Here is a 21,637-nt window from a genome sequence, read left to right as displayed (position 1 = left end):
ATTTACTTTGGTATCGCTCAATATTACAAAGTATTTCGTAAACAGGGGAAGTTCAAACGAAGGAGAGCTGAGAATGAGAGTATTAAGTAGGAAAAGAAAGCTATCAGCATCGATACTTGCATTTGTGGTAGCCGCAGTCATGGTTTTCGGACTATGTCTATGTCCACAGAGTGCAGGTGCAGCTGAGAACACAGTCGCGGATGATCTGACTGTGAACAACTGGCACGACTCGAACGCGCTGGATGACAGCACGAAGAACGTCGGCCGTATCTGGACGGACAAGTCCGTGTCAACGGAGAATATTGTACTGACGAAGCCAAACGGAAATTTGAAAATCATAAATAAGGATAATGATTCGGATTTTCTCGTGGGATTATCGGCACTGTCATCCACAGCGAAGATAATGGGACAGACAACAGTACCCCTCGATATAGTACTGGTACTGGATGTGTCAGGCAGTATGGATGATAGGGATAAGGACGGCGTCAAGAAAATCGATAAGCTGAAATCCGCGGTGAACAACTTCATCGATAAATCGGCGGAGGAGAACGAGAATAAGCCGACTAATAAGCAGAACCGTATCTCTCTGGTGAAGTTTTCAGGAAACAAAATCGACAGGATAGGCGACGAAACATACCGCAGCGGTGGATTTACCTACAACTACACTCAAATCGTAAGTAATTATAAGGCATACACCAGTAGCGACAAGTCAGAGCTGAAAAATAAAGTAAATGCATTGAAGCCTGCAGGTGCTACCGCGGCAGACTATGCCATGGATCATGCAAAGACGCTGGTGGATAGGAGCAAGGCTGATGAAACCGCAAGCAGCGACCGTAAGAACGTCAAGAGGATAGTGATATTCTTCACAGATGGTGAACCAAATCATAATTCCGGGTTTGATGATGATGTGGCGGATGATGCAATAAAAGCTGCAAAGAATATCAAAGCAGATGCATCTACATCTATATATACGATAGGCGTATTCAATGATGCAGACGCCAGCATCACAGGTGGTACAGGTTGGTGGTGGACTAACAAAGAGAAGTTCAACGCTTACATGCATGGTATGTCCAGCAACTATCCTGATGCGACCGCATACGATAGCCTTGGCACACGTGCAAAGGACAGCAAAGGCAATAATACGCAGTTTTATAAGGCAGCAACAGATGCTTCAAAGCTGAATGACATATTCACAGAAATTCAGGAAGAGATAGTAACATCGGCGCAGTCTCCGACTCATGTGGATCAGGGAGAAGACCCGAGTCAGGCTGGATATATCACGATCACTGATCAGCTTGGCGACTATATGCAGGTCAAAGATCTGAACACGCTGCTGTATGCAGATCAGATGCTTACATCCGGGTCTCGGGGCTACAGCAGTACAGAGACAACAGCAGGCAATAAAACGACAGTAAAATATACATTTGACTATGTCATACCTGATACGAACCATGTATATCCGAAAGGAAATCTCAAAGATATCGTGATAACAGTCGAAAAGGCTACAGGTGACGATCAGCTGAATGTGGGTGATCTTGTCACAATGAAGATCCCTGCCAGCCTGATTCCGCTCAGATATTACGAGATCGACAAAGACGGCAACATGACTATAGATGAGGCATACCCTATGCGTCTTTTCTATAATGTGAGTCTCAAAGACGGTGTTGCAGAAAAAATAGAAAACCCTGATGCACTCCTTCAGGCATACATCAATACCAACAAGGATGACGAAGGTCATGTGCATTTTTACACTAACAAATATGACAAGGACTCAAAGGATGAAGCATCAGAAGGCATAGGCGCATACTCATACTTCAAACCGGCGACCACAAATGACTTCTATTATTTCCAGAACAATACGTTCCTGTACACGGACGAGGCATGCACTAAACCGGCTACAGGCGCGATAGACACCAGCGGTAGTACGATATACTACTATCAGCGTGACTACTATGAGCTGAAAGACGGTAAAGCAGAAAAGAAGATAAATACAGTGACGATCCCGGGCAACAGCAACGAGTTGCTGGGCGGATTTGCTGAAAAAGATGAAGCGACAGGTCAGTATTACATCCCGGCAGGAACGCCGAGAACGACCAGCCTGACATACTTTACAGAAGACAAAGAGACTGGCGCGAACAAGACAGATACAGCTAAGACTTCGATAAAGCCTGTATGGGAGAACGATTTCAGAGGCAACAGCATTACCGCATATCTCGGCAACAACGGCCGTATGACATTCGATCTTCCGGGACAGCTGGATATCAGCAAGACAGTGAAGGCTGAGACGGGTCATGCAGTTCCTGAAAGTCTGGAAAACAAGGAGTTCGAATACAAGCTGGAACTGACAGCAAAAGAGGGCAGCAAGCTCAAGGCTGAGTATACTGCTCAGAAATACAACGGAGCAAAAGCAGACGGAGACTCTTTTAAGATAAAGCCGGGAGATACATTCACTCTCAAAGATGGCCAGACTCTGAAGATCTACGGTCTTGCACCTGGAACAGAGTATACTGTGACTGAGACGAAGGCTGAACACTTTACAGCATCAGTTACTCAGGACAATGCCGGCGACAACGCAAAGACCGAAAAAGCAGAAAGCGGCGATGTATCTGCAAAGGGAACGATCCCGGGCAGCGACGCTGCATCGGTTGCTTTCACAAACACATACAAGGCAGATCCTGCAACCCTTGACGGATCGGCAACATTCAAGGTACACAAGGATTTTGTAACTCCGAATGAAGATAATGAGAATGAATATATTTCGGCATGGAGTATTGAATATCTTAAAAACTCAGTGTTCACGTTCTATCTGACCGCAGATGACAATGAGTCGCCAATGCCGGATGATGCGACAATGCTGGGAGGTACCAGGACTTCTGTACGAAAGGTTACCAGCCAGGATTCCATTGATCAGACATTTGGTAATATTACATACACGAAACTAGGAACTTATCAATACAGGATCGCAGAAGACGATCCAGGAACTCTTGGTAAACAGGGTGTTTCATATTCTGCCGCAGCATATACGGTGACTGTTACAGTAACTGATAATAATGGAGCGCTGAAAGCAGACGCTGTTATGAAAAAAATCCGTAATGACGCAGGAACCCAACTGGAGCCGGCAGGCACTGTAGATAATAATACTGCTGTTTTCCGCAACATATATGAAACCAACAAACAGGCGGTGGATGCAGAAGCTCGGAAAGAATTTACGGATCATACAGGAAGCAAAAAATTGAAAGACGGTGACTACACATTCCGCATTACGGCGATCGATGGTGCTCCGTTATCGAATGGAGAAACATCAATAGATGCGCAGAATATAGGTATCGGAGTGAGGTTCACCAGCAAAGAATTTACGCTTGCAGATGCTGCCGGAGCAACAAAAGAACATCCGAAAACTTATGAATACTGGATGGAAGAAGTGCTTCCAGAAGATGCAAATGAAGGTAATCATTATACGGTAAATGGTCTTACTTACGATACGACTAAGTATAAAATCCATTTGAATGTATACGTTGAGAGCGTTAATGGCAAAGATACGGTAGTCGTGGATAGAATATATAAGGATGCTAATGGTAATGATTTGGCTCCAAATGAAGTTCCGGTATTCCGCAACTCATACAGTGCAGATCCTGTGAAACTGACAGATGAAACTGATACTGCTCTCAGAGGCGACAAGACACTGACCGGCAGAGATATGCTTAAGAATGAAACCTTTGAGTTCACGCTGACAGCAGGAGACGATGCCACAGCGAAAGCGATCAAGGATAAAACTGTTGCCATCGCAAAGAACGGCGATAGAGCATCCGTATCTGGCGGAACGAACAAGGAGCCTGCAAGCTTCAACTTCGGAGATGTGACCTTTACAAAAGAAGGGACATACACCTTTGACATCAAGGAAACTGTACCTGATTCGAAAGCCGGCGGAATGACATATGACCGCCATACTGCAAAGGTCACTGTCGTAGTGAAAGATGACGGTAACGGGCAGCTCACGGCAGCGGTTTCATACGATAACGGAACTGTTTCCGAAGAAAAGGACAGAGCAGTTTTCAAGAATAAATACGAAGCATCTCATGCGTACAGTACCAGCGGCGGACTGAATGTCGAAAAAGTCCTCAACGGCAGGACAATGAAAGCCGGAGAGTTCACTTTCACGATCACACCGGCAGAAGGCGCACCTGCTATCAGTGACAGCGATAAGTCGTTCACGAATACTCGAAAGGGCTCCGGTATAGTGGACGTCATGCAGAAGCTGCAGGGACTCGTGTTCACAGAGGCTGATGCAGGCGAGACATACATTTATACAGTGGCAGAAACTGCCGGAGAACTCAGCGGCGTGACATATGACGGCACAGAATATACAGTTGCTATCGAAGTCGTGGATAATGGCGACGGCACGATGCACACAGTGACGACAATAAGATGGAAAGATGCAGACGGCATCAACAAAGAAGCTGTTTACAACAGCTCTGATGCAGAAGCAGGCACACCTACAGTGAGATTCAACAACAGCTACAAGGCTGCGGACGCAGACCCTGTTGATATCACAGAAGGATTCCAGAAAGTCCTGAAGGGGCGCGACTGGAAAGACAGCGACAGCTTCACATTTACTATCACTAATACGGAGAAGCCGGAAAGCGTAGAAGCGGCCCCAATGCCGATGAAAGATGGAGAGCTTGTAACAGAAGTTGCTGTAACAAGCGCTGATGTTCAAGACGGCAAAGCGCCGATCAGCTTTGGCAATATAACATTTACAAAAGCCGGCGTTTATGAATATGAAGTTAAAGAACAGGATCCTGGAGACAGTGGTGCAGCAGGAGTGAAATACGATACTGCAGTGAGAACCATCACGGTCACAGTGACAGACAATGAAAACGGCCAGCTTGAAGCAGTTGTAACAACTGTAGCGGGCAGCAGGACATTTACAAATAAATACGAGACAGAAGACCTGCCTCTTGATGATGTGTGCGGAGTAAGTGTCACCAAGGTGCTTTACGGACACGACATGGAGAAGGATCAGTTCCAGTTCAGCATCGAGGCCGCAGACAAAGCTTCTGCAGACAAACTGAAGATATCAGCTGATGCTGGTGCGACATTCGGCAGTCTGCCGGCAGCTGATTCAGAAGTGAGCACACTGATCGATTCACTGGGAATGACTCTGATTCAGGAAGATATCGGTAAGACATACACTTACACCCTTGCAGAGACAAAGGGCAGCGATAAGGGCTATGTATACGATAAAAACCGGTATAAGCTGGAGATAACGACGATAGACAATGGAGACGGTATGCTCAAAGCAAATGTCGTACTGACAAATACGACTACAGGCGAGAAGATATTCAACAAGACTGTAAGCAAGGAAGAGCCTGCAGCCGGTCAGGAGGGTATCGCTATAGGATTCGAAAACCGTTATGACGGTTCTACAGATGCCGATGGCGGCACAAAGGCAGATGTCAAGGCAGACAAGACGCTGACAGGGCGCTCATTGAAGGCTGATGAATTCACATTCATGCTTGTCACAAAACCTGCGGACGGCAGTGAAGGCAGAGTGCTGCAGGCTGTTAAGAACAACGGCAGCGGCAATATCGCGTTCAGCTCGCTGAGCTACAAGACTTTAGACGAGGCGGCAGGTGAAAATGCTGTGATACTCAGCGATGCAGTCAAAGAAGGTTACGCAGTGAAGTCTGTTGATGACGAAGGCAGAACAGTCTATACTCTGAGCTACAGAGTTTACGAAGACGGCTCGGCACTTCCGGGAGGCGTGAGCATGACCTCAGGAACGTTTGATTTCACGGTTACTGTGACGGATAACGGAAACGGTGCGCTGACAGCAGTTACGAACTATCCTGACGGCAAATCCAAGTTCGGATTCGTCAACCAGTATGGTACAGATGATGTCGATGTGAACGTGACGGGCAGCAAGACACTGTCTCATGCAGAAGGGCTGACACCGAACGACATCGCAGGCAAGTTCACATTCGCGATTACAGCTGCAGACGGAACACCGATGCCTGAGAATACAACGGCAGTAAATGATGCAGCCGGAAATGTGAACTTCGGCAAGACGACTTTCAAACTCAGCGATTTTGAGAACGTGGCACCAGCTGCTGACGGATCGAGAACAAAGGTATTTGAATACAAGGTGACAGAAGCAGGCAGCGCTGCAGGCGTGACGAATGATCCGGATGCCGTTACAGGCAAGACATTCACGATCACACTCACAGATGACGGTAAAGGCCATCTGAGCGCGACAAAGGATCCGGCACAGGGACCGGCATTCACATTCACCAACACTTACACAGTCGGAGAACTGCCATCGAGCATAACTGACCAGATCAGCATCGATAAAACGCTCACAGGCAGAGACCTCAGAGACGGTGAATTCAGCTTCGAGCTGCTTGAAAGCGGTGAAGTGATCGCAACAGGCAGCAACGATGCAAAGGGCAAGGTAACATTCAGCCGCATCACATACACTGAGCCGGGAACTCACACTTACACAGTACGTGAGGTCAAGGGCAGTGCAGGCGGTGTGACTTACGATGATCAGCTGTACACTGTTTACACGACGATCAGCGACAATGGCGACGGCACCCTCAAAGCAAAGCATCAAAAGCATCAGGTGATCGCAATGATAACTGATAATGAGGCAGCTCCTGCAGAAAAGAACGCCATCACTTTCAGCAACAAATACAAGGCTGCTCCGACATCAGTGACAGTCGGAGCTGTCAAGAAGCTTGAAGGCAAGGCTCTGGAGGCAGGACAGTTCACATTCCAGCTTAAGGATGGGGACGGCAAGGTGATCGCAGAGGCTAAGAACGACAAGAACGGATCAGTCATGTTTGACACTGTGAAGTTCAAAAAAGCAGGCGTATATGAATACACTGTTTCAGAAGTGAACGACAAACAGGCCGACGTTAAATACGACGAGCACGTTTACAAGATCAAGGTAACAGTCACGGATGACGGCAGCGGCACGCTTACCGCAGAAGTGAGCGATGGCAGCATCGTGTTCACCAACCATTACAAGCCTGCAGGAACAGGCACAGATACAGGTGACAACAGCAACATGGCTGTGGCTCTGGGTCTGATGATGATGGCTGCGACAGCAGGCGGAGCAGTGCTCGTAAGAAGAAAGATAAAGCAGTAATCAAGTTCTAAAATGACATATCCAATCTGATTTAAGACAGGGGGGCGACGCGAAAGCGATCGTCCTCTTGTCGTATCTGCAGCATTTTGCAAAGGGCACGTGTCGGTCTTATTATGCAAAACCCGGGTGATCCGGTATTCTGGGTGGTATGGATCGCCTGGCAGGCCTGGATCAAAAGGTGATCCCGGGCATTCACAGCAGCACCGGGCGATTTAAGAATTCTTAACGGCAGAGTTAATGATTGACTAAGAAATATGTGGCAGATTATACTTGTGATATCAGAATGACAGCCGCGGCCGCAGATCTGCAAACGGCATGCGGCGACAGATGCGGGAGCGGATGTATGCAGATGCAGCAGTCCGCAGTTTGCAGTTCGCAGTTCGCAGGCAGCGTGAACAAAGGCAGGTGAAGCATGAAAGAATACTCGATATTAATAATAGAAGACGATGAAGATATCCGCGAGGGCATCAGGATACTTTTCAGCGGTGAAAACTACAGAATAACCGAGGCAGGGAGCGGAGAAGAAGGTCTGCGCCTTTTCTCCGGCGACATCGATCTCGTGATACTCGACATCATGATGCCGGGCATCAGCGGACTAAAGACTTGCGAAGAGATCCGCAGGATATCCAACGTCCCGGTCCTTTTCCTCACTGCAAAGTCGCAGGAGTCGGACAAGCTCATAGGTTTTATGGCCGGCGGAGACGACTATCTGGTAAAGCCGTTCACATATTCGGAGCTGCTGGCCAGAACGAAGGCCCTTCTGAGGAGATACACCGTCTACAAAGGCAAAGATATACCGGAGCAGCCGATCATCGAAGAAGCGGGGTATATCGTCAGAAAATCGCTGAAAGTCAGTACGAATTACAATGAGGTCTTCCGTGACAGCCGTAAAATAGAGCTTTCTGAAATAGAGTACAGGATGCTCCTGCTGATGATAAAAAATCCGGGCAGGATATTTTCCACTAAGAACCTCTACGAGTCGGTATGGAACGAGCCGTATTTTTACATATCGAACAATACCGTGATGGTGCATATAAGAAAGCTCAGGATGAAAATAGAAAACGATCCAAAGAATCCCGAGTATATCCACACAGTATGGGGGAAAGGATACAGGTTCAATGCGTCTGATAAGTAACCGCAAAACGCTGGCCGGACAGCTGGCGATCCTGATAGCGCTGGCATTTGCAATATCTGCAGCTCTTTTCATAACCGCAGACAGGATCTCCACGAAGGCGATCGGCAAATACCTGGAGGCATCAAGTTATGTCGAACGGCAGAATGATATGTATGCTGAAAAACTGCAGGAGTTCGTGACCGAGAACGGTATCAGCTCGACAGACAGAAAGGCGCTTGGTGAGTGGACACGCGAACAGAAGCGGATCTGGTTCGAGATATACCAGGACAATTCCTGGATATATGAATCCGGCGGTCCATTCAAGGGAGAATCGGTAGAGAGTGATCTATCGGATGAAATTCATGCACGAAAGATTGTGTTCGCAGATGGGACATTCGATGTCTATTTTGCCGGGAATTACACATATCAGTTTTATCATCGTGCGCTGATAGCCGAGCTGGACGTGTGTTTTGCGATCTTTTTTTTCATAGTGATGGCGGGTGTGAGCCGGATGATAAAGTATGTCAGGAAGCTCAAGGAAGATATCGAGATACTGGAGGGAGGCAATCTGGAGTACGAGGTTACTGTAAAAGGTCGCAACGAGCTGGCGGCGCTGGGCGAGAGCATAGACGCATTCAGGAAGTCGATCCTGCATCAGTTTGAGAAAGAGGAAGAACTCAAAGCGCTGAACAGCAGGATGGTCACGGATATGTCGCACGATATCAGGACGCCGCTGACTGCCGTGATGATATATACGGAAGCGATAAGGCACGGGAAATATGAAAATGAGGAACAGATGATGCATTACGTGGATCGTATAGATGATAAGCTGCACAGGATAAAGTATCTCACGGACAGGATCTTTGAATATTCGCTGGAAAAGGACGCCGCAGAGCTCCCGGACGTGGAGGATACCTTCAGAAATGTTTTTTCAGACGCGCTGTCCGGCGTGGTGGAATATCTGGAGCAGCAGGGTTTTCGCACGGAGACGTCGATAGAGTGGTATGAGCAGGAAGTGTCGGTGTACAGTGAGGATATCGACCGCATACTCAATAACATCGTCTCTAATATCGTAAAGTACGCAGATGCCGGTGAGCCGGTAAGGATAAGCTCCGTGTCGCAGGATGGATATGCAGGGTTTGTGTTTGAGAACACTGTGGCGAGTGTATACGATAGCTCAGGGTGCAGCAAAGTACCGGCCTCAGGCAGCAGGGTCGAGGTCGGGGGCGGTGTCGAGAGCAGCGGCATAGGACTTCGCAGCATAATGAAACTCATGGAAAGAGCCGGCGGGCTTTGCGATATAAAGCAGGGCAGCGAGACTTTCAGCATAGTCGTGATGTTCGGGGATGATCATTTGTCGCAGGGCACACATACGCTCCGTCGGAAAGTATATCGGGTTTAGATACGCTTCAGAATTATTAATAAAATCCTTCAGAAACGATTAATAAACAACTGATAAAATATACAGACAAATGTAATTATTGTTATTATTCTTTGTTTTTAAGGAGGATGAAGTATGGCTGATAATAAGTCGACTATGAATGCAGGAGTCGGCGAGCATGGATTGAAAAAGAAAAAGATAGGGGTTCCTACGGTAGTCTTCATGATCTTCTGCCTGGTTGCTGCAGGATGCTACGGAATAGAGGAGGCCATTCCGGAGTGCGGACCGGGGCTGACTATCGTGATGCTCTGTGTGATGCCGTTCGTATGGGCGCTGCCTTTGGGAAGTGTGGCATCGGAGCTCGGTTCAGTAAGACCGCAGGAAGGCGGATACTACAAGTGGGTGCAGGAGGCACTCGGTGAATTCTGGGGATTCCAGGCAGGATGGTGGAGAACGATCTCCATATATATCGATAACGTGTCATACGTTATACTGGCAGGCGGATATGCTGCTTCACAATGGGATCTGTCAAAGCCTGCAGAGTTTGTTATAAAAGCTGCAATGATAATTATTTTCGTGCTGATCAATATCAAGGGTATAAGGGACGTAGGTATCATAAGCACGATCCTTTCGATACTGGTAATGGTAGCATTTGCGATGGTTGCCGTATGCGGATTCCTGAACTGGGGAGGCAACGCAGAAACAGCTGATACTATCTCATTCCAGATGACTGCATATGAAGCAACAGGAGTAAAAGACTGGTTCATGCTGATCGCAGGAGGCATATCCGTTATAATGTGGATGTATTCGGGTTACGAATCTATGTCAACTATCGCAGGGGAGATAGAAGATCCACAGGTAATCCCTAAGGGAACGCTGATCACGATACCGCTGATCATGGCTACATATATCCTGCCTACGGTCGCAGGTCTCGGTTCGATGGGCAGATGGACCGAATGGGGTCCCGACGGATCAGGAGTAGGTTATGGTGATGTAGTTGCAACGTTCTGGGGCGCAGGATTCGGTACGTTCTTTATACTGATCGCGATAATCGCACAGTGCTCGATATTCAATACATATATCGCATCGGGTTCGAGAGGCTTCTTCTCACTGGCAGATGACAATCTGGCTCCGCCGGTCATGGTAAAGTGTGACAAGAAAAATGGTGTTCCGTATGTATCAGTTCTTTCGATAGGAATATTCAGCCTGGTACTGTGCATGTGCCCGTTCGGTCTTATCATCATACTTGATACGACTATGCTGGCTGCATCATACATCATGATATACATTTCGGCTATTATTCTTAGAAAGCGTATACCGAAGGAGGAGTATAAGTTCAGAGTGCCCGGCGGTGACGGCTTCTTCAAACTTATCTGCATAGTGCCGATCTTCGTTGCTTTATTTGCACTGATGATAAACGGAGCTGACTATTTCATCGGAGGTATGGTAGGTCTGATGACGGGACCGCTTCTCTACTTCATCTGGAGAAGACGATACGGCGGGCTCACGAAGAAAGACAGCGTGAAGTTCCCGGCGAATCCTAAGACGGGCCTTGCAGTGGGAGATACAAGAAAAATCGCGTTCCTGCTCATGATAATGTCGATATTCAATATGATCGAGATATTATTTGCGCCGTGGTACGAAGACTGGGATTCAGGAGACGGTCCTGTGGCAGAGGATTATTTTGACGGTATGTTCCCTAATGCCAATATAGACGTACTGCTGAACATATTACAGAACGGACTGTACATAATCACAGTGATAAGCGTTATAGGCTGTATAGTATTCTACATTCTTTCAAAGAAAGTAGAACCTGAAAAGAAATTATCTGATATATAGTAACAATTACATTTATCTGAAAGTCCCCCGCGGAAACAATATTCCCTGTGGAAGCGATATTTCTCAATAATACAGACTTTCAGAGAAGAACCGCCTGTGTCGTACAGGCTCAGACCGACTCAACCGATTCAGATCGATTTAGACCGACTCAGAGCGACTAACGGCATCCAGGCGGCTTTTTCATGCGTATAGCAGAGGGATTGATGATATAAGCATTTCTGCACAGATGGTGGGAATCACTGTAAAGGGACGCTCTCGGGAGATGTGCCTGTTGCTTGTGCTTATGATCATTGGGCCCGGCGGATGTGTAGGATTTCTCTCCTTTGAAAATCATTACACATCTCATTCCTCATCTGTGCAGTTTTCCGTGAATTTCGTTTTGTATTACGCAAGAACATGGATGATTTTTACAAAAAAGCCGCTTTTTTATGCAATTTTGGCGTTTTTCATGCGATCCCACACAAAATCATGTGTAATATTTTTTTGAGGGCTATCATTTCCGCACAAATCTAAGCCCGGATGTGCAATATTTCTCCGATATTTTAAATATTACACAAATGCCGGCTCTGTAAGACGCCTTGTACATGATGCTGGAATACAGCCGCTGAGCTTCCATGACATAGCGTTAAAATGAAGTTTCATGTCTATTGACAAAAGGCTGGTGCAGCGGTATATTTTAAATATAAAAAGAGAAGCCGATGAACGGTTGCTCACAGAATGTTTGGAAGTAATTACTCCGTCACATTATAGAGGTTTGGGACGGAGTTTTTACTTCCCGTAAAAACTAGTGCTTGTCTTTCAACAAGGCGATAACTGCGACTATCAAAAGTCCGGCAGTGCAGAATGCACTCAAGGCTTCATATGTAATCATAGTATCACCTCCCTTTCCAGGGAGCTTCCGTCCACCGTGTCTCAGGCTTCTCTGTATCGTATTATAACATCAATATCAGTAGTTTACAATATTTTACAAATAATTTTGTAAAAATATGTATATTCAATTCTGTTTGTATTGAATAGTCTCGGCGATCGCTATATCAGTTCTGCGATCGCAGTTTTGAGTTTTTCTCTGAGCTCGCTTTCCGGGCAGATCACGCTGTTGTCGAATGTGATGTCGGCGGCAGCCTTGTAAATCGGCAGGCGGTCTTTTTCCATCCGAACGAGCGTATCGATGTCCTTTGAAAGCGGCCGGCCGTCAGTCGGCAGGCTCGAAACAGGTCTTTCCGTGTGGACGACAGTGGCGTTCTGTCTGAGTGCGTCAACGTTTTCGGCTCTCAGTACTGCGCCGCCGCCCGTCGCAATGACGAGGCCATGTTCCTTACCGAGATCTGCAGCGGTCTCGCTTTCAAGATCGCGGAAATACTTCTCGCCGTATTTCGCAAATATCTCAGGGATCGTCATACCGGCGCGGGTCTCTATTTCAGCGTCCATATCGACGAATCGCTTTCCGGTGATTTCGGCGATCAGGCGGCCGATCGTGGATTTACCGCTGCCGGGCATCCCGATAACAGCTATATTCTGCATCCTGTTTCTGAGCGTTTTGATGATGCGCTCGTTTTCATCCTGGAAAGCGCCCGGTGTGCCGAGAAAATATCCTGCAGCGGCAGTCGCCTGTGCTACGAGCATCGGGAGACCGTTGGAAAATCTGAGGCCTGCTTTTTCTGCCTCAAGAAGCAGCTTGGTTTTGAACGGGTTGTAGATCACATCGATGACTGCTTCGCATTCAGGGAAGTCAGCCAGTTCGATCACGCTTTTCATATTGTTCGGGTAGGTGCCGACAGGCGTGGTGTTGACGATCACATCGACTGCAGCGGCAATCTGCGGCAGTTCGCTGTACGTGAGCTGCGTGATGCGCACTGGGGCCGCGGTCTCAGGTGTTTCTGTGCCGGGAGCGCCAGGCATATGCACGTCAGTGCCGGCGCACTTTTCCTGTGCGGTACGGCACTGCGCCGTCTGATCTTGCGGTGACGGCTTACGCGATGCTATGTAAATCTGCACAGCTCCGTTGTCTGCAGCTGCTTTTCTCGCCGTCAGCGATGTTCCGCCGGTACCCAGGATAAGTACGGTCCTGCCTGCGAAAGATATGCCTGCGCGCTTTGCAGCATAGAGGAAACCTTCATAATCGGTATTGTGGCCGACCAGCGTGCGGCCCTTTGCAGTATTTATGGCGGTATTGCCTGACAGACCGCGATCCTCAGGCGGCGCAGCAGTTGTCGAAGTGCCTGCAGTGGCAGCATCCGCAGGCTTCCAGTAAAGCGTGTTGACTGCGCCGATAGCTTCAGCCAGCGGCGAGATCTCGTCGCAGAGCGGGATGACGTCTTTTTTGTATGGGATCGTGACGTTCAGGCCGCCGAAATCGCGGGCATTTACAAATGCAGGCATTTCCTCCTCGGAAAGGCTGAACAGCTCGTACGTGTATTTTTCCAGAGCCTCGTGGATCTCCTTGGAGTAGCTGTGCACCAGCGTTTTTCCTATAAGTCCGTATTTCATTGTCTTGTTTTAAGCCTCCTTTAAAAAAAGAGAAAATGCCAAAACGTGTGCAGGATCCTGGCATTTTCTCACAGCAGCTGAAGCTGTTAGATCATTTCAGTGTAGCAGCCGAGGAATACGAATGTTTCCGGCTGGTTTTCCAGTTCGCTCAGCAGGTTGATCAGCTCAGGCGAGTAGACCGAAGCCTCCAGATCGAAGTAGAACATGAACTCGAAGTCGCTACCCGGTATAGGCCTTGACTCCAGCTTCGTCAGGTTGATACCCAGCGCCGCGAACTTTGCAATAGTGTGATAAAGTGAACGTGGAACGTGCGGCAGTGAAAGGATCAGACTGATCTTGTTCGATCCCGGGTAGATCTCCATGTTCTTCGAGATGCAGATGAAGCGTGTGTAGTTGTTGTCGCTCACCTGGATGTGCTTTTTGAGCAGCTCGAGTCCGTAGAGATCGAGGCATTCCTTTGATGAGATCGCTGCGACGTCGTTTCTGCCGCTCTCAGCGACCATCTTTGCAGCCAGGGCTGTATTTTCGCAAACTGTCACTTTTACATCCTTGAGTGTTTTCAGGAACTCTCCGCACTGGCCGATAGCCTGCTCGTGGGAGAAGATCTCCTTTACATCTGAAAGCTTGGTGCCGGCTTTTGCCATCAGGTTGTGGCTGATCCTCTGACGAATGCCGCGCACGATGTGGAAATTGTAGTTCTGCATGAGGTCGTAAACTGCGCCGACCGAGCCGTATGAACTGTTTTCGATAGGCAGGATCCCGTACTGGCAGAGACCTTTTTCAACGGCATTGAAAACGCCTTCGAAGCTGTTGAAGAACATGATGCTCGGCACTTCGAACAGTCTTTCGCATGCTGCCTGTGAATATGAGCCTGCAACGCCCTGGCATGCGACTACCGCTTTTTTAGGGAAAAGCTTCGGAGTCTGCTGAAGCGCGGCTTCGATCCTGTCGGCCAGGTCTGACTTCCTTGCGAGATAGTTGTTCTGGCATGATCTGCTGGCATCGAAAATAGTGTTGAAGAGAAGTCTTGCATATCCGTCGAACGGTTCACCGATCTGCTCCGAGATCTTGTGCATTATTTCCTTTTCTCTCGAATCGCTGAGAACAGGGACAGCGTTTTCTTTCTTGTATTTTGCGATTTCCAGTGATGTCTCCATTCTCTGTTTGAACAGATCAGTTATCTGCGCATCAATGTTGTCGATATCATGTCTCATCTGTTCTAAATTTTTCGTTGTCATTACTTTTCCTCCATCATACAGTCTAAAATTCCCAGAGCGAGAGCGGCTTCCACGATGGGAACTGCTCTTACGACCACGCACGGGTCATGTCTGCCCTTTACATTGAGTTTTGTGTTTTCTTTTTTATCCAGATCGACGGAATCCTGCTCCTTCGCGATCGATGGCGTCGGTTTGAAAGCCAGCCTTGCGATGAGAGGCATTCCGGAGGTTATGCCTCCGAGGATACCGCCGTGGTTGTTCGTTTTAGTTTTTACGGTGTCGCCGTCGTAGTAAAACGCGTCGTTGTTCACGGAGCCTCTGAGCTCCGAAGCTGCAAAGCCTGCGCCGAATTCGACTCCTTTGACTGCCGGGATCCCGAAGAATACCGGCGCGAGTGCGCTTTCCAGACCGTCGTACATGGCGCCGCCGATGCCCGCAGGCACATTCAGTGCACAGACCTCTACGGTGCCGCCGATCGAGTCGCTGTCCTCCATGGCGAGACGGATCTCTTTTTCCATCTGTGCTTTCGCGCTTTCGGAAATCACCGGCATGCTCTGTTCGTCGAGCGATCTCAGCAGTGCGGGGTCTGTGGCTACCGGGTCGAATGGTGTGTCGTGCGCGCTGCCGATCGATGCGATGTGGGCTCCGATGGTTATGCCATGTCCTGCGAGGATCTGCAGTGCGATGCCGCCTGCGATGCACAGGGGTGCTGTCATCCTCGCGGAAAACGGCCCGCCGCCTGCCATGTTGAGGGTATCGCCGTACCGGAGTCTGGCGGTGTAGTCCGCGTGTCCGGGTCTCGGGACGGTGCGCAGCGATCTGTAGTCGGACGATCGCGTATCGGTGTTCCTGATCTCGAGAGAGACGGTGTCACCGGTCGCGATCATGATCTCGTGGCTGCCGATGCCGGTCGTGCCCGGTTTGTCTGATGCGTCCTGGATCACCGGCTCGTTCTGCATTGCCGTGTTGTCGGCAGGGTGGAGACCCTTTACAGGAACCGGGATGTCGGGCTCTTTGCGCTTTGTTGCAAAGGGGCTGTTGCCCGGTGCTCGTCTTTTCAGGAATGCGGCAAGTTCTGTCATATCGATCTCGGTGCCTGCGGGCAGGCCTTCGATGTCCACTCCGATCGCCGGTTCATGGGAGCCGCCCCAGATGGTCACTTTTATATTTTTACCTGTAGTTGATTTCATATGGTTGATTCCTTATTATACTATGTTTTTCAGCGTTTTCTTTCAGCTCGTTCATGTGTTTACAGTTCGCAGACTTCGCCGCCCAGTGCGGCAAAATCTCTGAAAAAGTCAGGATACGATTTGTTTACGGCTTCGGCTCCTCTGATGATGACCGGGCCGGTGCATCCGCACGATGCGACTGCTGCCGCCATCACGATGCGGTGATCGTTGTGACCGCAGACCTCGCCGCCGGAAAGTGTGCGCTTTCCTCTGACGGAAAGGCCGCTGCCTTCGTCGGTGATGTCGGCTCCGAGCTTTGACAGGAAGTCGTGAACTGTGAAGATGCGGTCAGATTCCTTGATGCGGAGCCTTTCCGCGTGTGTTATCTCTGATGCGCCGTCAGCCAGCGCCATCACGGTAGCGAGGACCGGAACGAGATCCGGGATCTGCGCTACATCTATATCCGCAGCGCTGAGTCCGTTACCGGTGCATCTGATAGAGCTGAGCCCGCCGGTCGCTGATGTGCTGTCCATTGACGTGCCGCAGCTGCTGACTTCGAGATGCGCGCCCATTTGCATGAGTATATCCGCGAACTCCTTGTCACGCTGTGAGGACGTCATGTCCACGCCATCCAGCGTCACATCTCCGCCGAGCGCTCCGCATGCCAGCCAGAATGCGGCATTCGACCAGTCGCCCTGTACGGTGACGTCTGCCGGTTCCGTGTATCGCTGGCTGCCGTTTATCACATATGTATTGAACCCTTCGGGGGATCGTTTTTCGTCTATCATTATACCGAAATCTCTGAGCACGTCCAGTGTCAGATCTACATATCCGGCGGATTCGAGCGCCGTCGTGAGCTCCAGCGTGCTGTCGCCGTCGAGCAGCGGCAGTGCGAAGAGCAGGCCGGTTATGAACTGCGAGCTGACATTGCCGGCGAGCCTGTATGTGCCGGGCTGCAGTCGGCCTCTGATCGTGCATATCTCGCTGAAGCCGTCCGGGATATCTGCGGCGTCTGCTGCCGGAGTCCCGGGCGAGAACGTGCAGCCGTTTCGCTCCATTTCTTCCCTGAGCGGCGAGATCGGCCTTGACGGCAGCTTGCCCGTCCCGATAAAGACCGCTTCGTCTCTGAGCGCCATCGCTACGGGGAGCATGAATCTCATCGTCGAACCGCTCTCTATGCAGTTGAGTCTCGGGGATCCGCTGTCGAGCTGAGCGAGACAGTTTTTAGTCGCTTCGATGTCCTTTGAAAATGTCGGGATCTCGCTGCCGGGCGAGCCGTCAGCGTTCAGCGCCTCAGCATCTGCAGCGCTTTGCATGCGTGCGAGCTTCTGTGCGATCAGCACTCTGTGTGCGTGCGATTTTGAGGGCAGCGCATCGAGCCTTCCTTTCAGTTTTCTGGGGATGATTTTTATGTCCATTAGTCAGGATTCCTTTCACTGCATCTTACGTCTCACTGCATCGTTTTCAGCGCGTCGAGCCCGCATGTGATGAACTGCTGCAGTTCGCCTGTCGGTATCGTTTTCAGCGTGCAGCTTCCCTGATTTTCAGGGATGACGAGCGTGATGCGGTCACCACGGATCTTTTTGTCCTGCAAAGCTACAGCTGTCAGTTCTTCGGGGCTGTACGGGCACTGCAGCGGGAATCGGAACTGATCGAGTATCCGGAGCAGCCTGTCCGTGCATTTTTCCTCTGTCCACCCAAGAGTATCGGCTGCTGCTGATACGATCGTCATTCCGATCGCGACCGCGTGTCCGTGGCTGATGCTGTAATCGCTGCATTTTTCGATAGCGTGAGCGATCGTGTGCCCGAAGTTGAGAAGCTGTCTGCGGCCGCTTTCACGCTCGTCCTCTTCGACGACTGCGCGCTTGACTTCCACTGCCTTGGCGGCGAGCTGTGTCAGGAAGTCTATGTCATCTTCTGAGAAGCTTTTGTCCGCAGGCACATGCGCAGATATGTCGTCTGCGATGCTGCGGTCGCCGATGAATCCGGACTTCACAGCCTCGGCGATCCCGTCGAGAGTAGTGTCGTACGACAGCGTTCTGAGAACGTTCGGGTCGAACATCACCAGAGACGGCTGCCAGAAAGCGCCGGCGAGGTTTTTTCCGGCGTTGAGGTTGACTCCCGTTTTGCCGCCTACCGAAGAATCGACCGTGGCCAGCAGTGTCGTCGGTATCTGGATGAATTCGACGCCTCTGAGGTACGACGCGGCTGCGAAACCGGTCACATCGCCGACGATGCCGCCGCCCAGTGCGACGAGCATGTCGCTTCTCGTGAAGCGGTTGTCTGCCAGGAAGTTCAGGATATCTGCCAGCGTGTCGAGCGTCTTGGTCTTTTCGCCGCCTTCGAATACGAATCTGTAAAGCTCGAAGCCCGCATCTGTGAGAGATCTCCAGAGCTCGCCGTCCTCTGTGCCGTAGAGGGGAGCGACGTTTCTGTCGGTAACGATACAGAGCTTTTTGCGTCCGCCGGAGATACCGGCGTCAGCAAACAGCTCGCCGGCTCTGCCGAGCGCGCCCCGATCCATTATGACATTGTATTTTCTCGATGCCGAAACAGCTATTTTTATCATGATTTTCTCCTTGTGATCCGCAGATCAGAATATTTCTCCATCTATTATGGCCTTTTTTTCGCGGCCGTCTTTGAGCAGCGCGTGGAGTGTGTCGCTGTCGTTTGCCTTGATCGCATCGCTGTAAAGCTTCAGGTTTTCGATCAGCGTGTCGATCTCCTCGGCGAGGTTTTCGGGGTTTTCGAGGAAAAGCTCGGTCCACATGTCTTCGTTGAGCTTGGCGACTCTGGTCAGGTCCTTGTAGCTTCCTGCGGAAAAGCCTGCGTGCTGCATTGCCGTCGGGCTTTTGATGTATGCGTTGGAGACGACGTGCGCCAGCTGCGATGTGAACGCGATTCGTCTGTCGTGCTCCTCCGGCGTTGTGATCTCTATGTTCGTGAAGCCGATCGATGTGAACAGGTCTTTGAGTCTGCTGATGCTCTCGATCGGGCCTTTTGTCGTCGTGAAGATCATCGACGCGTTGTTGAACAGCGATTTTTTCGCATATGTGAAGCCTGAATGTTCGAGGCCTGCCATCGGGTGTCCGCCGACGAACAGGAATCCTTTTTCCTCGGCGAGGGGGATCAGCGCGTCGCACACGATCTTTTTGACTCCGCAGCAGTCGACTACTATCGCGCCGGGTTTGATCAGATCGGCATGTGCCTGCACGTATTCGATGGCTGCTTTAGGGTAAAGTGCCACGATCACTATGTCGCACTGCGGCAACAGGCTGTCGGTCAGCGGCTGCTCGATGGCGTTCACGAGGACGGCCTTTTTTACGACCTGATCGGAAATGTCATATCCGTAAACCGTGTTGTCGGTGTTCTGACTTATTGCTTTGGCGAGGGAGCCTCCGATGAGGCCCAGTCCTATTATTCCTATTTCCATCGTTTTTCTCCTATTATATAAGCTTGCCGTTGGCTTTTGACTTAACCCTTGTAAGCGAGCGGTCTGATGAGTTCAACGGATTTCATCACGTCTGCGAATGCTTCAGGTGTGAGTGACTGTGCGCCGTCGCATAAAGCTGCAGGCGGGTTGTTGTGGACTTCGATCATGAGTCCGTCTGCGCCGGCTGCAGTTGCTGCCATTGCCATAGGTTTTACCATGGATGCGATCCCTGTCGCGTGGCTCGGGTCAACTACGATCGGCAGATGAGTCATCGTCTTGAGGAGCGGGATTGCCGAAAGGTCGAGGGTGTTTCTCGTAGCGGTTTCGAATGTCCGTATTCCTCTTTCACAAAGGATGACTTTTTCGTTTCCGCCGGCCATGATGTATTCTGCGCTCATCAGGAGTTCCTGCAGTGTGTTAGCAAGACCTCTCTTGAGGAGGATCGGTTTGTCGAGCTTGCCGACTTTTTTCAGGAGCTCGAAGTTCTGCATGTTTCTTGCGCCGACCTGGATGACGTCAACGTTTTCGAAAAGCGGCAGCTGTGAGATGTCCATTACTTCTGTGACGATCGGAAGGCCTGTCTTTTCCTTGGCTTCGAGAAGGAGATTGATACCCTCTGCACGCATGCCCTGGAATGCGTAAGGCGATGTTCTAGGCTTGAATGCGCCGCCTCTGAGGAGTCCTGCGCCTGCCTTCTTTACTTCTTCAGCGACCAGGCAGATCTGGTCTTCTGATTCGACTGAGCACGGGCCTGCGATCACCTGGAAGTTGCCGCCGCCGATCTTCACGTCTTTTGTGATCTCGATAACGGAGTCTTCCGGATGGAACTTTCTGTTCACGTTCTTGTACGGTTCCTGGACACGCTTTACTGTGTCGACGATGTCGAGCGCGTTTATCAGGTCGATGTCAACGGCGCTGGTGTCGCCGATGAGTCCCATGATGGTGGCCGACTGGCCTTCGCTGAAGTGGATGTCGAGACCCATGCTTTTGAGCCATGACACCAGATTGTCGAGCTGTTTTTTATCGGGATTGTCTTTTAATACAACGATCATTTTGTTTTCCTTCTTTCTTTTTCTTAGCTGTGCGATGGTTGTGTGAAATCGTTTATGCGTGACCCTGTTTCGGCTCGGGTTTTTTATACGGCGGAAACAGCGGGGAGATATTTCTTCCGTTATAAAAAAATCCGCAAGTGAATTTCACTTGCGGATGCCTTTAAACCAAGTCCTGTGTCAGTTCAGATCAGCTATCTCGTTGCAGCGAAATTCACCTTACCCCTAAAGAAAGTAAAGTAAAAGTAAAAATATTCAGCTGCAAATCTTCTGATTAACATGATCCTGTCCTCTTTAAATATTTATGCATCATGTATGAGTAATCATACATCGTGTTTGCTATGATTTTACCACTTTGAAATCGAACTGTAAAGGTGTTTTTTTGAGTTGACAAAAATTTTCATGGAATCGGCACGTGGCTCGGGCAGCGGATACGGAGCTGCGGGGTACAGTGGGCATATATATGCTCCCGGCCATTTAACCATGATTTAAACAGAACTTTACCAGAATCGGATAGAAGGGAGGGACAATCATATGCTATTTTTTTTACAGGTTTTACAGGAAAACCGGAAGATCGCCATCAGCCATGCGCTTGAGATCGAGAGAAGAAAGGAGGTGAAAACATGCTCACATATAAGGCTAAGATAGGCGCTACATGCGCTCATGATGCATTCGTAGAGCTGGCGCCGGGAGGCACTACCAGCTGTGCAAACTGCACTTGCTGTACATGCTGCTACTAAAAAAACCGTTAAAACAAAACCTGAATGACCATTATCATCAATGATCTCATACGCATGG

The 21,637-nt window shown here is 49.7% G+C and carries 11 protein-coding genes and 1 pseudogene; 4 read left to right on the top strand and 8 right to left on the bottom strand.

The window, feature by feature from the left end; translation table 11 throughout:
* Positions 1 to 73: 73 nt before the first annotated feature.
* From OCV59_RS05440 to OCV59_RS05425, 4 genes are all read left to right on the top strand, one after another.
* The gene (locus tag OCV59_RS05440) at positions 74 to 7,150 is read left to right on the top strand and encodes a Spy0128 family protein (protein ID WP_262584135.1); all 7,077 of its coding nucleotides are present in this window, start codon (positions 74 to 76) and stop codon (positions 7,148 to 7,150) included.
* Positions 7,151 to 7,562: 412 nt separating this feature from the next.
* On the top strand, positions 7,563 to 8,285 hold the full coding sequence (locus OCV59_RS05435) for a response regulator transcription factor (RefSeq protein ID WP_147593483.1): 723 nt from the start codon (positions 7,563 to 7,565) through the stop codon (positions 8,283 to 8,285).
* Positions 8,269 to 9,666 carry a sensor histidine kinase gene (locus OCV59_RS05430; protein WP_147593482.1) on the top strand — a complete coding sequence of 466 codons (1,398 nt, stop codon included), beginning with the start codon at positions 8,269 to 8,271 and terminating at the stop codon, positions 9,664 to 9,666. The genes OCV59_RS05435 and OCV59_RS05430 overlap by 17 nt, the downstream gene beginning before the upstream one ends.
* 114 nt (positions 9,667 to 9,780) lie before the next feature.
* Positions 9,781 to 11,484, top strand: coding sequence for an APC family permease (locus tag OCV59_RS05425; RefSeq protein ID WP_147593481.1), 1,704 nt, complete (start codon positions 9,781 to 9,783; stop codon positions 11,482 to 11,484).
* Positions 11,485 to 12,513: 1,029 nt separating this feature from the next.
* On the opposite strand, the gene OCV59_RS05420 is transcribed toward OCV59_RS05425, so the two are convergent.
* From OCV59_RS05420 to aroF, 8 genes and pseudogenes are all read right to left on the bottom strand, one after another.
* Complete coding sequence (locus OCV59_RS05420; protein WP_147593480.1) at positions 12,514 to 13,971, bottom strand: shikimate kinase; 1,458 nt, start codon at positions 13,969 to 13,971, stop codon at positions 12,514 to 12,516.
* A gap of 86 nt (positions 13,972 to 14,057) precedes the next feature.
* Positions 14,058 to 15,209 (bottom strand): bifunctional chorismate mutase/prephenate dehydratase, encoded by a 1,152-nt coding sequence (locus tag OCV59_RS05415; RefSeq protein ID WP_147593479.1) that lies wholly within the window; start codon positions 15,207 to 15,209, stop codon positions 14,058 to 14,060.
* Entirely contained in the window at positions 15,209 to 16,378 is a 1,170-nt protein-coding gene (aroC, locus tag OCV59_RS05410) for a chorismate synthase (RefSeq protein ID WP_147593478.1), read from the bottom strand. The genes OCV59_RS05415 and aroC overlap by 1 nt, the downstream gene beginning before the upstream one ends.
* Before the next feature lie 59 nt (positions 16,379 to 16,437).
* The gene (aroA, locus tag OCV59_RS05405) at positions 16,438 to 17,775 is read right to left on the bottom strand and encodes a 3-phosphoshikimate 1-carboxyvinyltransferase (RefSeq protein ID WP_147593477.1); all 1,338 of its coding nucleotides are present in this window, start codon (positions 17,773 to 17,775) and stop codon (positions 16,438 to 16,440) included.
* Between the two features lie 32 nt (positions 17,776 to 17,807).
* Positions 17,808 to 18,926, bottom strand: a complete 1,119-nt coding sequence (aroB, locus tag OCV59_RS05400) for a 3-dehydroquinate synthase (RefSeq protein ID WP_147593476.1) — start codon at positions 18,924 to 18,926, stop codon at positions 17,808 to 17,810.
* A 24-nt stretch (positions 18,927 to 18,950) separates the two neighbouring features.
* A complete protein-coding gene (locus OCV59_RS11990) occupies positions 18,951 to 19,289 on the bottom strand; it encodes a prephenate dehydrogenase dimerization domain-containing protein (RefSeq protein ID WP_317239939.1) in 339 nt (112 codons plus the stop codon).
* 27 nt (positions 19,290 to 19,316) lie between these two features.
* Positions 19,317 to 19,817, bottom strand: a pseudogene (locus tag OCV59_RS11985) (prephenate dehydrogenase/arogenate dehydrogenase family protein); the annotation flags it as partial.
* Positions 19,818 to 19,831: 14 nt separating this feature from the next.
* Positions 19,832 to 20,842, bottom strand: a complete 1,011-nt coding sequence (gene aroF, locus OCV59_RS05390) for a 3-deoxy-7-phosphoheptulonate synthase (RefSeq protein ID WP_147593474.1) — start codon at positions 20,840 to 20,842, stop codon at positions 19,832 to 19,834.
* Between the last annotated feature and the right edge of the window lie 795 nt (positions 20,843 to 21,637).

Origin of the sequence: Brotomerdimonas butyrica (genome assembly GCF_025567305.1) — a bacterium.
Taxonomy (GTDB): domain Bacteria; phylum Bacillota; class Clostridia; order Peptostreptococcales; family Anaerovoracaceae; genus Lentihominibacter; species Lentihominibacter butyricus.
The sequence above is the reverse complement of the archived record's forward strand: the minus strand, read 5'-3'. Positions and strand labels throughout refer to the sequence as shown.

Coding starts and splice junctions, on each gene's coding strand:
- OCV59_RS05440 (WP_262584135.1), top strand. CDS start 74: ATGAGAGTATTAAGTAGGAAAAGAAAGCTATCAGCATCGATACTTGCA.
- aroF (WP_147593474.1), bottom strand. CDS start 20,842: ATGATCGTTGTATTAAAAGACAATCCCGATAAAAAACAGCTCGACAAT.
- OCV59_RS05430 (WP_147593482.1), top strand. CDS start 8,269: ATGCGTCTGATAAGTAACCGCAAAACGCTGGCCGGACAGCTGGCGATC.
- aroB (WP_147593476.1), bottom strand. CDS start 18,926: ATGATAAAAATAGCTGTTTCGGCATCGAGAAAATACAATGTCATAATG.
- OCV59_RS05425 (WP_147593481.1), top strand. CDS start 9,781: ATGGCTGATAATAAGTCGACTATGAATGCAGGAGTCGGCGAGCATGGA.
- OCV59_RS05415 (WP_147593479.1), bottom strand. CDS start 15,209: ATGACAACGAAAAATTTAGAACAGATGAGACATGATATCGACAACATT.
- OCV59_RS05420 (WP_147593480.1), bottom strand. CDS start 13,971: ATGAAATACGGACTTATAGGAAAAACGCTGGTGCACAGCTACTCCAAG.
- aroA (WP_147593477.1), bottom strand. CDS start 17,775: ATGGACATAAAAATCATCCCCAGAAAACTGAAAGGAAGGCTCGATGCG.
- OCV59_RS05435 (WP_147593483.1), top strand. CDS start 7,563: ATGAAAGAATACTCGATATTAATAATAGAAGACGATGAAGATATCCGC.
- aroC (WP_147593478.1), bottom strand. CDS start 16,378: ATGAAATCAACTACAGGTAAAAATATAAAAGTGACCATCTGGGGCGGC.